Here is a 15,838-nt window from a genome sequence, read left to right on the forward strand (position 1 = left end):
GGAATGGTTAAATGAAATAATCTATTTGTTTAGTCGCTTCATTATTTCATTTCCTCTTGTCAAAGTCACTGCATAAGCTTCATCGGGATTGCTGATTGATTTGGCATAGAATTCTTTCCCTGTTTTAGTATTTCCCTGTACCAGATTTATATAACCTGATATTTCGTACATGAAATTCCGCAGCTTCAGATCTTTATTTTCGTGAGCAGATAAATAACCCAGCAGTTTTTCAGCAGAGGCCAATCTGTTGTCTTTATACTTCTTTATATCATATCCCTGAGGTTTACTGAACCAATAGCCCCATTCGCTGCCATTATTATGTTCGTTCCATGAGTATTTTATGAGTTGTAAGGCTGCCTCCAGCATGGCGGAATTTAATTTTTCATTTTTTGGCGACAGCTTCTCGCTTTCTGCAATATAATGATCAATAGTTGTATCAATGCCTTTATCTTTCATTTCCTGAAAAATAGATTCCTTAAGATATAAAGAATGATTTTTTGAGAAATTCTCATAAGCAAATGATGCTGGAAAATGGTCAGCGAGATTTTCTATTCTGTATCCTTTCTTTAATTCGGATTTCAGATCAATGGTATAAACTGTATTATAATCGTGGAAAAGATAAACGTAGATGATTCCTTTTTTCAGATCATAGATGGCAGATTATAAAGTGTTTAGTTCTCCTTCCTGATGTGTTTTATCCAGAATTTTCTTTAAAAACTCTACATTATTTTCTTTTGAAACAGAAAGCATTTCAGCAGCTATTTCCGGTCTTAGGCAGGATAGTTTTCCGTTGATCATATTACAGTTTGCATTCACTTGAAAATCGCCTGTTTTTTCAACAATCCCTTTCGGATTTACCGTAATAGAATTACCTTCTTTATCTGCTATTAAAACTTTAGAAGATGATATATAATCATATTTTTTTAAGATCAGCATAGCTTCTTTTACGGTTTTACATTTTCCAAGAACTTCCCACATAATATCTCCGGGATAAGGATTGGTAAGGTTCAGTTTGCTAAGGTCATAGTTGGCTGCTGTATAATCAAAAAATAACCCATGCTCATTCATTGCTGCTGCTATCTGCATGTCCGGAGCTCCAAAACAGACAGAGGCATAGCGGTCTTTAGTACCGGGATTATACCAGATCCTGGTGAAAGGTGTCGTATCATCCTCATTTGCTGCTGCCAATACTTCACCCCCTCTTGCACAAGAGAAGATGGTACAGGCTTTCACTGTGGTTATAAAGCATGACAGACTGATTAAAATGAACAGGAAATATTTTTGCATGTTATAGTTTTTATAAATGTTGTTGTTTTGATTGAAAAAAAAGCGTTTTGTTAAATGATTTGCTGTAAAATTCATATTTGATTAAACTATGTACAATGTACAGGAGGATGGAAGCAGAAAAATAACTTTCAAAAAATAAAGAATAGAGCAATAGTCAGGAATCTGTGGTATGACAGCCGTTGTTTATTATCCTGATTTTGGTTCTGGTCTCTTCTTAACAAATTGACATTGATAACCAGTTGTTTAAGTGATAGTTCTGTCAGAGGAAATCTTTTGTTTGTTTTAAATAAAATTCATATCTTTGCACCCACTTTTGTGGTGAAAAGGTTTGATGGGTAAATTACTTAAACTTAATTACTTCCGTATTTTTTAATCCGCATTTATTCAAACCATTAAAAAAGAAGGAATACAAATTTTATTAGAAAATGTCAAAAGAGACAAATTCAGCAGAGGTTTTATTAAACCAAAACGTAGCACCAGAACAATTTGATTGGGATTCATTCGAATCAGGTCTTGATGCAGATGCGAGAAAAGAAAAAAGCGATTTAGAAGAAATCTATAACGGATCTCTTAACAGCCTGAACGATAATGACGTTTTAGTTGGTAGAGTTGTAAGATTAACTGACAAAGAAGCTATCGTAGACATCAACTTCAAATCTGAAGGTGTTATTTCTCTTAACGAATTCCGTTACAACCAAGGCCTGAAAGTAGGTGACGAGGTAGAAGTAATGGTTGACAAGAGAGAAGACAAAACTGGTCAGTTACAATTATCTCACAGAAAAGCTAGAACGCTTAAAGCTTGGGATAAAGTAAACGAGCTTCACGAAACTGGAGAAATCGTTAACGGTTTTGTTAAATCCAGAACTAAAGGTGGTATGATCGTTGACGTTCACGGAATCGAAGCATTCTTACCTGGTTCTCAAATTGACGTTAAGCCAATTAAAGATTACGATCAGTTTGTAGGAAAAACTATGGAGTTCAAAGTTGTGAAAATCAACCCTGAGTTCAAAAACGTAGTGGTATCTCACAAAGCATTGATCGAAGCAGATATCGAAGGTCAGAAAAAAGAAATCATCGCTCAGCTTGAAAAAGGTCAGGTTCTTGAAGGTACTGTTAAGAATATTACTTCTTACGGTGTATTCATTGACTTAGGAGGTGTAGATGGATTAATTCACATTACAGACCTTTCTTGGTCTAGAGTGAACCACCCATCTGAAATCCTTGAGGATGGTCAGACTGTAAAAGTTGTAATCCTTGATTTCGATGACGAGAAAACAAGAATCCAATTAGGTATGAAGCAATTAGAAGCTCATCCTTGGGATGCTCTTTCTGCTGACTTGAAAGTAGGTGACAAAGTAAAAGGAAAAGTAGTAGTTCTTGCTGACTATGGTGCATTCGTAGAAATCGCTCCAGGTGTAGAAGGATTAATCCACGTTTCTGAAATGTCTTGGTCTACTCACTTAAGATCTGCTGGTGACTTTGTGAAAGTAGGTGATGAAGTAGAAGCTGAAGTATTAACTTTAGATAGAGAAGAAAGAAAAATTTCTCTTGGTATCAAGCAATTGTCTAAAGATCCATGGGAAAACATCGAAACTAAATATCCTGTAGGATCTCAGCATGTAGGAACTGTAAGAAACTTCACTAACTTCGGTGTATTCGTAGAGTTAGAAGAAGGTATCGACGGATTAATCTACATCTCTGATCTTTCTTGGACTAAGAAAATCAAGCACCCATCTGAGTTCTGTGCAGTAGGTGATAAATTAGACGTTGTAGTTCTTGAATTAGATATTCAGGCTAGAAGATTATCTCTAGGTCACAAACAATTGACTGAAAACCCTTGGGATAAATTCGAAACTAAATATGCTGAAGGAACTATCCACGCTGGTAAAGCTGTAGAAGTTCACGATAAAGGAGCTTCTGTACAATTCGAAGATGCTGAGGTTGAAGCTTTCTGCCCTTCAAGATTATTAGAGAAAGAAGATGGATCTAAAATCAAAAAAGGTGAAGATGCTCAATTCAAAGTAATTGAATTCAACAAAGAATTCAAGAGAGTTGTAGTTTCTCATACAGGTATCTTCAGAGACGAAGAGAAGAAAAACGTAAAAGAATCTTCTTCTAGAAACGTATCTTCTTCTTCAAACAACGAAGAAAGATCTACTCTTGGAGACATCGATGCATTAGCAGAGTTGAAGAGAAAAATGGAAGAAGGTAAATAATCCTTACCCCATTTATAAATAAGGAGCCGCTCATATATGAGCGGCTTTTTTTATGGATATAGGATGACAGCAGGGTGGTTTTATTTAAAAATGAACCCTAGATATATTAAAGCACCTGATAATAAAAATTTCCCGGAGAAATATTAAAAAAATATTAAAAATAAAAGAAATTTCTTCTGGCCGGAATCTTCTTATAAGTCAGTTTGAACTGAAATAATTTGATTGAAAATAATATAAAATGCTGTTAAACATAATGGGGGAGGCACATGTGATTAGTAATTTCTCTTTATTGAGAAATATTCATTTTTATTTTAATGATTTGTTTTGATTTGTATTGATTTATTTTTGAATTTTGTTAATAATGGAGTATTTTATTTTGTGAAATATTTGTAGATTAGCGGCTTTAATAATGGATATGAAAAATAGAACTCTACCTCTTTTGTTTGCAGTATTTTCTGTATTTCCAACAGTATTGTTTGGACAGGATAATGAAAAGCTGATTAAAGATTATATTTCTCAAAATAAAATAAGAGAATATAAGAAATCTGATCTTAATAATATTATCTTGGATAATGTAGATCCGTCAAAATCACTGAATGGTAATGTGGTGAAATTTTTACAGACATATAATGGCTTGCCAATATACAGCTCTGTAGGGACTGCACTTATTAAAGACAATCAGATTGTTTATTATACAGACAATTTTGTGAAAGACTATGGTGTATCTACTTCAGGAACTGCGGTAATCAATAAAGCTGCAGCTCTTCAAAAGATTGCTGAAGAACTTAAGAATTCTGATATCGCGAATTTTACGATTCTTGGATATCTTGAAAAGACTAAAGAGAGATCTACATCTGCCAACCAAAGACTGGTATACGCGAACGATGATAATGGAAACCTTCGTCTGGCGTATGAGTATACTTTAATGGAGCCTAAATCTCCAAATTACTGGAATATTTTAGTAGATGCCAATAATGGAAAGATTTTATTAAAAAATAATTTGACGGTATCTTGCAACTTTCACCCTGACGCCTATGCTTCGGATGTGAATCATAACCATGCCGATCATTTTGAAAATACGCTTATTGGGCCTCAAAACATAATAGGACAAGGCAATGCTGGTATGTTTGCACCAGATAATGCTACCTATAATGTATTCCCATTACCTATTGAAGCTGCTACTTTCGGGGCAAGATCAATTCTGACTAACCCTTGGCTTCTGAACGCTTCTCCTGAAGGATGGCATTCTGACGGTGTAGATCATTATACTATTACCAGAGGAAACAACGTATTTGCATATGAAGATTCTGCCGGAACAGCTTTAACACCTCCAAATTATCTAACAGGGGCACCTGCTGATGGTGGTGCAACAAGAAATTTTGATTTCCCTTTCAATATCAATGAAACTCCGCTTAATAACAGAAATGCTGCTATTACTAACTTATTTTATCTGAACAATAGAATTCATGATGTATTCTATCAGTTCGGATTTACAGAATCTGCGAGAAACTTCCAGCAAAACAATTTTGGAAAAGGAGGTGTTGATGACGATTCTGTATATGCAGAGGCACAAGATGGAAGCGGTTCAAACAATGCTAATTTCTCTTCCCCTCAGGAAGGATATAATGGTAAGATGCAGATGTACCTTTGGTCTCCAGTAGGCCGTGTGTTTTATTATAATGCTCCAAATGCAGCGGTTTCTCGTGCACCGGGAGCAGGAACTGCCTTATTTGGTAGTCCCCTTACCATGGCTGGGACTACAGGAGATGTGAAATTATCACCGGTTTTGGATGGATGTACGGCTTTACCTGCAGGATCATTGGTAGAAAAAATAGGATTGGTTGAAAGAGGAACATGTCCTTTTACTGATAAAGTGAAAAATCTTCAGAATGCTGGTGCTATGGCTGCTATTGTTTATAATAATACAGCCAATGGAGCAACCTTGAGCAATATGTCTGGAGCAGATCCTTTGGTTACTATTCCTTCAGTGCTTATTACCAATGCAGAAGGTGAGTATATAAAAAGCCAGCTTGCTGCAGGTACAACCGTAAATGTTAGTCTGAAAGGCAACATGACACCAGACGGAAGCTTTGATAACGGAATCGTAACACATGAATACGGACACGGAATTTCAAATAGATTAACAGGTACTGGTGCAGGTTGTTTAAATGCAAATACAAGTAAAGAGCAGATGGGAGAAGGATGGTCAGATTTCTTTGCTTTAATGTTAACGAATAAGCCAGGAGATAATGCTGCTGTAGCAAGAGGTATAGGTACTTATCCAATGGGACAGCCAACAAACGGAGATGGTATCAGACCTGCAAAATATTCACCGGATCTTACCGTGAACGGTTTTACCTATGGAAATACAAATGGAATGGAGTATAACAATGGAACAGCAACTGTTCCGGATGTTCATTCTATAGGATTCGTTTGGGCTACAATGCTATGGGATCTTCATTGGAAATATGTTGAAAAATACGGGTATTCTTCAGATGTATTGGCTAATACAACCAACGGAAGTACAAAAGTATTACAGTTGGTGACTGATGCCCTGAAACTTCAGGCATGTAATCCTAGCTTTATTGAAGGAAGAAATGCAATATTGGCTGCAGAAATGGCAACCACTCAGGGAGCAGATAAATGTATGATCTGGGGAGTTTTTGCAAGAAGAGGATTAGGAGTAAACGCTTCGGCAGGTGCTAAAAATAATATTAATGACCAGGTGCAGAATTTTGAAGTTCCTGCAGAATGTTTGTTAGCGACTCATGAAGTAAATTCCACTAAGGATAATAAGATTTCAATCTATCCGAATCCGGCTAAAAGCGAATTCTATATCAACTTCCCTTCTAAAACTATAGGAAAAGTAAGTGTAGAACTTTATGATATGTCCGGTAAATTGGTTTCTTCTGAAGATAAAATTTCACCTGATGCTAAAAAAGTAATTTCTACCAGTAGACTACCAAATGGAACTTATATGGTAAAAGTAAAAGGATTAGGCTTTGAAGCTGGTTCAAAAGTAATTGTTAATAAATAATACATTTATATATCAATTTTAAAGATCGCCGCAAGATGACTTGTGGCGATTTTCTTTATCTATCACCGCAACACGTCGGACGATTTTAATTTATATATTGTAACTTTGCAGGCTGTAAAAAAAATTATGAAGAAGAAAAATATACTAAAAGGTGTTTTATTTGTAGGAATTGGAGCTAGCATATACGGTATGCTGGCCACTTTTGTGAAAATGGCCTATCATGATGGCTTTACTACTTCTGAAGTGACGACCTCTCAGTTTGTATTAGGTCTGACAGGGCTTTTGATCCTGAATTTTATTCAAACGCTAACTTCGAAACAGAAGCTGTCATTACCAACTTCTAAAGAAGTAAGAATGCTGATGCTGGCAGGAACTTCGCTTGGGGGAACAAGTTTGTTTTATTATATTGCAGTTCAGTATATCAACGTATCCATTGCGATTGTACTGTTAATGCAGTCCGTGTGGTTTAGTGTGGTTGTAGAAAGTATTCTGACAAAAAAACTGCCCAATGCAAGGAAAGTTGTTTCTGTAGTTATTGTATTACTGGGGACAGTCCTGGCTACCAACCTTATTAATATGGAGATAGAACTGGATTGGCATGGCGTATTTTGGGGGCTGTTGGCAGCAGGGTCATATACGCTGACCATGTTTACGTCCAATACCCTAGCAACACATCTCCCTGTTTTCAGAAAGAGTATTATCATGCTGGCGGGTGGTTCTATTGTGATTTTTGCATTTTTATTCTTTGCTCAGATAGGGCCGATGTATTTTGATGGGCTGAAATCATTTTATCTGAACTTTACAGAAAATACAGAACATATCCATTCATTCAATTATTCAATATTCTGGAAATATGGAGCTATTTTAGCCCTTTTTGGAACCATCATTCCTCCGGTTTTATTCAATATCGGTTTCCCGAATGCAGGATTGGGACTGGGAAGTATTGTTTCATCATTAGAACTTCCGGTATCTGTAACAATGGCTTTTGTCTTGTTGGGTGAAAAAGTGTTTTTAATACAGTGGATAGGAATTACCCTTATTCTTTTCGCTATTGTTCTTATGAATCTTCCCTCCAAAAAAGAGAAAGAGGTGTCCATGGCAGAATTATCGTAAAAAATAATATTTAATAAAAATATCAGTTAAAACCGTTCCTTTTGGAGCGGTTTTTTTAATTTTAAAATCTAAAATAAAATTTCATGAACCATTTCAGAAATCTAATAATAGCTTTTACATTGACAGCTTCTTCCGTTCATATGTTTTCACAGGTAAAACCATTGGATGCAACACTGTCTGATTATCAATATCCCTATGAAGTTCATTTTCTCAATTTCAAATCTCAGGATAATAATCTTAAAATGGCCTATATGGATGTATTGCCTCAAAAGCCAAATGGAAAAACGATCATGCTTCTCCATGGGAAAAACTTTAACGGGGCCTATTGGGAGAAAACGGCAAAAGATTTATCTGCCAGAGGATTCAGAGTGGTCATTCCTGATCAGATAGGATTCGGAAAGTCTTCAAAGCCTCATAGCTATCAGTTTTCTTTCTCTCAGCTTGCTGAAAATACAAAGGCTGTATTGGATGAGTTGAAAATTGATAAAGCGATTGTTTTAGGACATTCAATGGGAGGAATGGTAGCAACAAGATTTACTTTGCTTTATCCTGGCAAAGTTCAAAAACTGATTCTGGAAAACCCAATTGGATTGGAGGATTATAAAACCTTCACCTCTTACCAGACCATTGATCAGGCTTACCAGTCTGAGCTTAAAAATACAGCAGAAACCTATAAAAATTACCAGCTGAAATTCTATTATGATAATAAATGGAAAGAAGAATATCAACCCTGGTTAGATTTGATTGCCGGCTGGACCCTTCACACAGATTACCCACAAGTCGCATGGGATGCAGCACTGACCTCCGATATGATCTACAATCAGCCGGTTTGTTATGAATTTAAAAATATAAAGGTGCCTACCTTGCTGATCATTGGTACTAGAGACAGAACTGCAATAGGAAAGGATAGAGCACCTAAAGATCTTCAGCCGAAAATGGGGCAGTATCAGGAATTGGGAAAGAAAACACAGAGAGAAATTCCCGGTTCAAAATTAGTGGAAATTGAAAATGTAGGCCACTTACCTCATATAGAGGTTTATCCAAAATTTTTTGAAGCGCTTTATAACTTTATAAAATAATACGATTTAAAACATTAAGTTTTTTTATGATGAATGCCAATGAAGATTCTTATTAAAACAGCTTTTAACGCAATATTTAATGATCCTCAATATCTTCATTAAACTTAATGTTTTAAACTTAACTCTTCCTTTTATCAAATATCCATAAAGTACAGACTCCGATTCCTGAAAATAAAACACACGAAATTCCAAGATTCTGTATATATCCCATACTCACTAATCCGGAACCTATTAATATATAATAAATAAGTCCCAGCAAAGCCCCTGCGCTTCCGGTTTCATTCTTATACCTGATGAGTGCCGTACTTAGAATGTTCGGAATGGCAATGCTGAATGCCATAACAATGAAAAAATACGGGATTAAAAAATAAATTTCTTTCTTGATAAGAATCCATACAAAAATAGCTGCAACAAATGCGCTGTATGTAGCTGATTTAACCAGATATTGAGGTTGTATATTCTTCAGCAGCAGATATCTGTTAAGCTTTGCTCCTGCCAATGTACCACCTGCCAGTACAATACTGCTATATCCGAAAACATAAGACGAATAATGATGTTCTTGAAAAATAAACGGAGCCAGCGAATAGTACGAAAACAACAGTACATTGAAACTCATAATCAATAAACAGCATCTGATAATCTCATGATCATGGAGCATTCTTCTTAATAAATCAGCTAACGTATGGATATTTATTTTCCTACGAGAGTGATTCGTTTCTGATATTTTGTTTCTGGAGAAAATAAAGAATAAGACTGCCAGCAGACATAGTGTGATAAAAACACCGTGATGCCCTGAAGTGGAAACCAATACAGAACCTGTTATCATCCCAACAACCGGACTGATAGATAAACCGATTCCGATCCAGGAAAATACTTTACTAATATTGTCTTTGTCATAAATATCCCTGAGAATAGTCTGCGTGACAATGGAGCCAACGGAAATTCCAAAGGCAGAGATGATTCTTGCAGCAAGAAGAATCTTAAAATCTGTAGCAAATACAGCAGCTAAAGTTCCGATTCCATACGTGATTAGCCCATACTCCAGAGATCTTTTCCTTCCGATTCTGTCGCACTGTACTCCCCAGAATGCAACACCTAAAGCAAATGCCATAAAATATAAACTTATAGTAAGCGTAGCTGATTCTTCCATCACTCCAAATTGCTCTTGTATCATTGGCAAAACCGGGCTATAAATGGTTTCTGCAAACTGCGGAAGCATGACAAGTAATATAAGCAGCCAGAGTGGATTTTTCTTTTTCATTTTTTTTTTGCAAAGTTTTGAAAAATTCAGTGTATATTCATAATGGTATAAATACAAAAAACATCAAAAATAAGACATGTCTGTACTCAAGCAAAATGAAAATTTCGATCCTGATTCCATTCATGAGGAGGTCATCGGGATTGCCTCTGATATGGTAATGCATGATTCCGGTTTTCATTTTCATAAAACGAAGGCTCAGTTATTATATGCACCATCAGGTTGTATGACGGTTACTACTTCTGACAGACAGTTTGTGCTGCCTCCCTTCAGAATGCTGTGGATTCCTGCCAATGAGGTACACAGAGTCAATTTTCGTAATGTAGTAGCGTACAGGTCAGTTTATTTCGATGATGGATATGCAGAGAAATATATGAATTCAAGTCTGAAAGTATTACACGTAAATTCTTTATTAAAAGAAATAGTGGAAAGGATATGCTTTTGGAAATGGGCTCCTGCTGACAGCAGCCAGGAAAATATTGTAAAGGTCTTCTGGGATGAAATAAGTCTGGCTCCCGAAGAAAAATTAGTTCTTAAGATGCCGCAGGACAGGCGTCTTAAAAAGACCGTTGAAGAATGGACTGTAAGAAATTCAATACCGCCGATGCTGAATAAGCTTGCAGAGGAAATTGGAGCGGTTGAAAAAACAATCAGCCGTATTTTTAAAAAAGAAACAGGATTAACTTATCAGGAATGGAGGCAACAATGGAGGTTGCAGAGATCTATTGAATTATTGGTAGATGGCCATTCAATAGGAGAGGTGTCACATCTGTTAGATTTCTCATCAGACAGTGCATTCATTGAATTTTTTAAAAAGCATACAGGATCAACGCCGTTGCAGTATCTTATGAAAAATGAATAACTGTTCTTCTTAATTTGAGCCATTAAGAATAGTAAAGTACCTTTTTCTTAAGCTGATCTGCTTATAGAAATCTTTGACTTTTAGCTTTGCTCTAATGCTTCTTCGAAAAGCTTAATATTTTAAAATATTTTATTTTCAACCAACTTTATCAATGATAAAAGAACTTGCGTCTTTGCAATTTCCAGGTTTTATCATAAAAAAAAGACTGTCTACACAGGATAAACAGTCTCTTTTTGTATTTATTGTTGTCTGAATTATTTCTTCTTGTAAGCAGCGTCTTTGATTCTTGCTTTTTTACCTCTAAGGTCTCTGAAGTAGTAAATTCTAGCTCTTCTAACTCTACCTCTTCTGTCAACCTCAATTTTCTGAAGTGCAGGTAAGTTGATAGGGAATACTCTTTCTACTCCTACATCACCACTCATTTTTCTGATAGTGAAAGTTTTTGTAGAACCAGTACCTCTTAATTGGATAACTGTCCCTTTGAAGAACTGAGTTCTTGTCTTTTGTCCTTCTTTAATTTCGTAATACACAGTAATTGTATCACCTGCTTTGAATTCAGGGAATTCTTTTTTCGCAATGTACTTGTCTTGAACGTACTTTAATAAATCCATTATTAATAAATAAAATGTTAATGCTAAGCAACTTACACGCTTTTCGTCAGAGGTTGAATAACAGGTTGCAAATGTACAAAATAGTTTTTGAATATGCCAAATAATTAATGTGCTAAAAACTATAATTTTTTCATTTCAATTTTGCTGAAAAGTTAACAGTTTCTTTAAAGTTCCATCAGGCTGAGTTTATATGGGAAGTCTACTTTTGCCCGAAATAAAAATCGGAATAACGATTTTTAAATCACTGATTTACAATTTGAAACTTAATCTACTATTAAAAAACTAAGCTATTATGAAACATTATTTCCTCTTTTTTTGTTTCGCGGCCCATATGGCTTTCGGACAGGTTTTGTTCCCTTATTTACAAAACCCGGCTCCGAATTCTATGATCGTGAACTGGAAGACAGCTTCCAATAACGAAACAACCGTGATCTATGGAGATTCCCCAGCCAATCTGAACGTAACGGTAACAGGCACTACCAATATCTTCTCCGATACAGGATACAACAACAACTATTATTACCACACGGCAAAGATTACCAATCTGCAGCCCAATACAAAATATTATTACAAGATAAAAACGGGAACCAGCGAGTCTGCCGTTTATAATTTCAGAACCCTTCCTTTGCCAGGGCAGGCCGCAACAGCAAATGGAAAGATCCGTTTTCTTATCATGGGAGACAACCAGATCAAAGCAGAGCCCAGATATGACAGTCTTACTCTGAATGCCTATAAAAAATTAAAAGAAAAATTCGGAGCCAGCTCAGATCCGTCAGATAATATTGCTCTTACCTTTATGGTGGGAGATCAGGTAGATGTAGGAACATTAGACCATTATGAGAATGTTCACTTTAAAAAGAATATCAAGCTGTCACCATATCTGCCTATTCAAACCACAGTAGGAAACCACGAGACCTATGGAACTTTAGGAATGAATTCCTATTATGCTCATTTTTATATTGATGAAATTAAATATAAGAATATAAGCTCCGGAAATGAGAACTATTATGCTCAGCAGGCAGGTAATGTCCTTTTTATTAGTTTAAGTTCTGAACATACCGGATCAGCTCAGCAGACCTGGCTCCAACAGATATTAACTGAAGCAAATAACGATCCTACAGTAGACTGGATTATTTCCCTGAGCCACAGACCTTATCAGGCTGAGCAGTATGTAGGAGATATTTCTACTTGGGTAAGAGAAAATGCAGTACCACTTCTGGTAACTTCAGAGAAATATTTAATGCACGTAGGTGCCCATCACCATCTCTATCACAGAGGGCAGCTGAAAAACAGCCCGGCTTACCAGATCATTTCGGGAGGAACTGCCTGGGATCAGTATTGGGGAATGTCGAACGAGCAGGATTTTGATGATGTTCAGAAAACACTGACAGACTGGACCTATCAGATCGTAGAAGTAGATGTGCCAACGGGAAAAGTAGACATTGAATGCTATTCTATTGGTGGTGTATATAATAAGAAAAATAATGTACTGGTAGATTCTTTTCACCGGTATAAAAATCAGCCCAAACCTGCAAAACCATCCATTACAAATACTTTCTCAGGGGCAACTACCTTACCTATTACCTTAAATGGTAGTGCATTTTCGTCTTCTAATGGTGAACTCTTAAATACAACACAATTCCTTATCAGTAAAACAGCCAATTTTTCTGTCATTGAAAAAGAGCTTTACCGTGACTTTGAAAACTGGTTCGGAAAAGAGGGAAACGGAACTCCGGATAAGACCAAAAATTTGAATGAAGGAGTAGATATCACAAAAGTTACTCTGGCACAGAATTCTATTCCAAACGGTATTTATTATGTAAAAACCCGCTACAGAGACAGAAACCTGGAGTGGAGTGACTGGAGTGATGTGAAACAGTTCGAAATTACCGGAAGCGTTGTTTCTAACCCTACATTTGCTTTAGATAAAGTAGAATATGCCCAAAATGAACCCATCACGGCTACCTTTACAGGAGGTCCTGGAAATCAGCAGGATTGGGTAGGGATCTATAAAAAAGGACAGACTCCGGCTTCGGCAACTTCTCAGGGATACCTATATACCACCGGGCAGACTGCAGGAACTGTTACTTTCAACAATGGTTTGGCAAATAAAGGACAGTATTTTGCAGGATTTTTTGCTAACGGCGGATATACGGAAATTACAGCAAGAAAAAATTTCTACGTAGGACCTAAAGTTCAGTTACAGGCGACTGCAGATACTTATCCTGTAGGCGGAACTGTGGTTATTAACTTTACAGATGGCCCTAATTTGCAGAAAGACTGGATCGGAATTTATAAAATGGGGCAAACTCCGGGAACAACAAATTCTATTAAATGGAGCTATGTGACCACTTCAGCAGGAACCCTTAATTTTACAGGTCTTCCGAAAGGATATTACTATGCTCAGTATTTACTGGAAGATGGTTATAACGGAGTGGGAGAGAAGGTTTTCTTTAAAGTAGGAGATATTGTTACAGATTTATGGATCAATAAACCGGTGTATACATTAGGTGAAAATATCACTGCTTCCTGGACGGATTCCCCGGGAATTATCAAAGACTGGCTGGGTATTTATCCTCAAAATATTCAGACACCTGATGATAATTTTGTTTCTTATACTTATTTTGACGGAGTGACACAGGGAACGAAAACAATACAGGGAACAGCGGTACCAGCTGCACCTGGAAATTATTATATGGTAATGTTTACCAACGATTCCTATACAGAAGTTTCAAACAGAGTACAGTTTCAGGTGGCTTCACCCACTTTAGGAACTGAAGAAACCAAAAGTACAGAGAAAAATGTAGTATTATACCCTAATCCAACCAAACCGGGTGAACCTACTTTCATTAAAAGTGACTATCCGATTGAGAAAATCGAATTGATTTCTGCATCAGGAGAGCTGCTTTATGTATCAAAAAATATTAATAACCAGCGTTTTTCTTTAGTAAATGAGAACCTTCCGAAAGGAGTCTATTTTGTAAAAGTACACGGGAGAAAACTTTTTACTTTAAAATTAATCATTCAATAAGATAATATAAAGGAAAGCCCTGAATAAAAAGGAATAAACATATATCTTTATATAATTCAGTTAATAAAGAATCGGGAAAAATGAAATTTTTCCCGATTCTTATTTCAGTCATCCGTAGATTTAAGCGCCCAGACAATCAGGGGAGCCTGCATAAAAAGCCTGGCACATCTCCTGTTATCCGTATTCAGACCAAAAGAATCTCTTCTGTTTTTATATTGGGCAATATTACCTGGTAGAACGGCGGCGAAAAAGCCAGCCACAATTTTTCCCATTGTTTTTCTGTACTTTTTAGGCGTTGCTATTACCATGGTTCCTAATACTATTTCAGTAATTCCGGAATAGACAACTGTATCATCTTTTTTCAAAGGAACCCAGTCCGGAACCTGAGCCTGAAACTCCTTTCTGGCAAAAGTTAAATGGCCTATCCCTGCTGTGATAAGAAATGTACCAAGGGCAATTCTTGAAATGTCTTTTGTTTCCATATTATTTACTTTAAAGGTGATAGTATTATTTAACCAAAATTCAGACCAGATAAAAAACGCTTTTAAATATCAGGTTAATCAAAATACCATAGATATGATAAAATTTATTAAATTTAGCCAACAGAAAAATCTAATATTTCATGATAGATAAAAGAGTAAAAAATGCAAAGGAAGCCATCGACGGAATCAAGGATGGAATGACACTGATGCTTGGTGGATTTGGACTTTGCGGGATCCCTGAAAACTCAATTAATGCTTTGGTAGAAAGTGATGTGAAAGATCTGACATGTATTTCAAACAATGCAGGAGTAGACGATTTCGGATTAGGATTACTGCTTCATAAAAGACAGATTAAGAAAATGATCTCTTCTTATGTAGGTGAAAATGCAGAATTCGAAAGACAGATGCTTTCAGGAGAACTGGATGTGGAACTTACACCGCAAGGTACTTTAGCTGAAAAATGCAGAGCTGCTCAGGCAGGAATCCCGGCATTCTATACACCGGCAGGCTATGGAACCGAAATAGCAGAAGGAAAAGAAGTTAAAGATTTCAAAGGGAAACCACATATTCTGGAGAATGCTTACGAAGCAGACTTTTCTATCGTAAAAGCATGGAAAGGAGATCATGCCGGAAACCTTATTTTTAAAGGATCAGCAAGAAATTTCAATCATCCCATGGCAGGTGCTGCTACCATTACCATTGCTGAAGTAGAAGAATTGGTAGAACCTGGACAATTGGACCCGAATGAGATTCATATTCCGGGAATTATGATCCAGAGAATTTTTCAGGGAGAAAAATTTGAAAAGAGAATAGAGCAAAGAACCGTTAGAACTAAAGAATAAGCTTCTTAAAAGACAGTTGA

General features: G+C 36.4%; 12 protein-coding genes. 7 read left to right on the forward strand and 5 right to left on the reverse strand.

The window, feature by feature from the left end; genetic code table 11:
* Positions 1 to 21 precede the first annotated feature (21 nt).
* Both LF887_RS07255 and LF887_RS07260 read right to left on the reverse strand, forming a co-directional pair.
* Positions 22 to 456, reverse strand: a complete 435-nt coding sequence (locus LF887_RS07255; protein ID WP_236858246.1) for a hypothetical protein — start codon at positions 454 to 456, stop codon at positions 22 to 24.
* A 204-nt stretch (positions 457 to 660) separates the two neighbouring features.
* A complete protein-coding gene (locus tag LF887_RS07260) occupies positions 661 to 1,287 on the reverse strand; it encodes a carcinine hydrolase/isopenicillin-N N-acyltransferase family protein (RefSeq protein ID WP_236858264.1) in 627 nt (208 codons plus the stop codon).
* A gap of 425 nt (positions 1,288 to 1,712) precedes the next feature.
* On the opposite strand from LF887_RS07260, the gene rpsA reads away from it, so the two are divergent.
* The 4 genes from rpsA (at position 1,713) to LF887_RS07280 (ending at position 8,732) form a co-directional block, all read left to right on the forward strand.
* Positions 1,713 to 3,503, forward strand: a complete 1,791-nt coding sequence (gene rpsA, locus LF887_RS07265) for a 30S ribosomal protein S1 (protein WP_077415250.1) — start codon at positions 1,713 to 1,715, stop codon at positions 3,501 to 3,503.
* A 415-nt stretch (positions 3,504 to 3,918) separates the two neighbouring features.
* Positions 3,919 to 6,540 carry a T9SS-dependent M36 family metallopeptidase gene (locus tag LF887_RS07270; protein ID WP_236858267.1) on the forward strand — a complete coding sequence of 874 codons (2,622 nt, stop codon included), beginning with the start codon at positions 3,919 to 3,921 and terminating at the stop codon, positions 6,538 to 6,540.
* Between the two features lie 126 nt (positions 6,541 to 6,666).
* A complete protein-coding gene (locus LF887_RS07275; protein ID WP_236858270.1) occupies positions 6,667 to 7,653 on the forward strand; it encodes an EamA family transporter in 987 nt (328 codons plus the stop codon).
* Between the two features lie 83 nt (positions 7,654 to 7,736).
* Positions 7,737 to 8,732 carry an alpha/beta fold hydrolase gene (locus LF887_RS07280; protein WP_236858283.1) on the forward strand — a complete coding sequence of 332 codons (996 nt, stop codon included), beginning with the start codon at positions 7,737 to 7,739 and terminating at the stop codon, positions 8,730 to 8,732.
* Positions 8,733 to 8,850: 118 nt separating this feature from the next.
* Here the strand turns inward: LF887_RS07280 and LF887_RS07285 are convergent, their stop codons facing one another.
* A complete protein-coding gene (locus LF887_RS07285; RefSeq protein ID WP_236858287.1) occupies positions 8,851 to 9,993 on the reverse strand; it encodes an MFS transporter in 1,143 nt (380 codons plus the stop codon).
* A 76-nt stretch (positions 9,994 to 10,069) separates the two neighbouring features.
* On the opposite strand from LF887_RS07285, the gene LF887_RS07290 reads away from it, so the two are divergent.
* Positions 10,070 to 10,852, forward strand: a complete 783-nt coding sequence (locus tag LF887_RS07290; RefSeq protein ID WP_236858292.1) for an AraC family transcriptional regulator — start codon at positions 10,070 to 10,072, stop codon at positions 10,850 to 10,852.
* 254 nt (positions 10,853 to 11,106) lie between these two features.
* Here the strand turns inward: LF887_RS07290 and rplS are convergent, their stop codons facing one another.
* Positions 11,107 to 11,463: a 50S ribosomal protein L19 gene (rplS, locus tag LF887_RS07295; protein ID WP_068942389.1), complete on the reverse strand. Its 357-nt coding sequence runs from the start codon at positions 11,461 to 11,463 to the stop codon at positions 11,107 to 11,109.
* A gap of 292 nt (positions 11,464 to 11,755) precedes the next feature.
* On the opposite strand from rplS, the gene LF887_RS07300 reads away from it, so the two are divergent.
* Positions 11,756 to 14,494 carry a fibronectin type III domain-containing protein gene (locus tag LF887_RS07300; RefSeq protein ID WP_236858295.1) on the forward strand — a complete coding sequence of 913 codons (2,739 nt, stop codon included), beginning with the start codon at positions 11,756 to 11,758 and terminating at the stop codon, positions 14,492 to 14,494.
* 104 nt (positions 14,495 to 14,598) lie between these two features.
* Here the strand turns inward: LF887_RS07300 and LF887_RS07305 are convergent, their stop codons facing one another.
* Positions 14,599 to 14,976, reverse strand: coding sequence for a hypothetical protein (locus LF887_RS07305; protein WP_236858296.1), 378 nt, complete (start codon positions 14,974 to 14,976; stop codon positions 14,599 to 14,601).
* 140 nt (positions 14,977 to 15,116) lie between these two features.
* Between LF887_RS07305 and LF887_RS07310 the strand changes: the two genes are divergently transcribed.
* Positions 15,117 to 15,818, forward strand: a complete 702-nt coding sequence (locus tag LF887_RS07310) for a CoA transferase subunit A (RefSeq protein ID WP_236858300.1) — start codon at positions 15,117 to 15,119, stop codon at positions 15,816 to 15,818.
* Positions 15,819 to 15,838: the final 20 nt, after the last annotated feature.

Source organism: Chryseobacterium sp. MEBOG06 (assembly GCF_021869765.1).
In the GTDB taxonomy this organism is placed as follows: domain Bacteria; phylum Bacteroidota; class Bacteroidia; order Flavobacteriales; family Weeksellaceae; genus Chryseobacterium.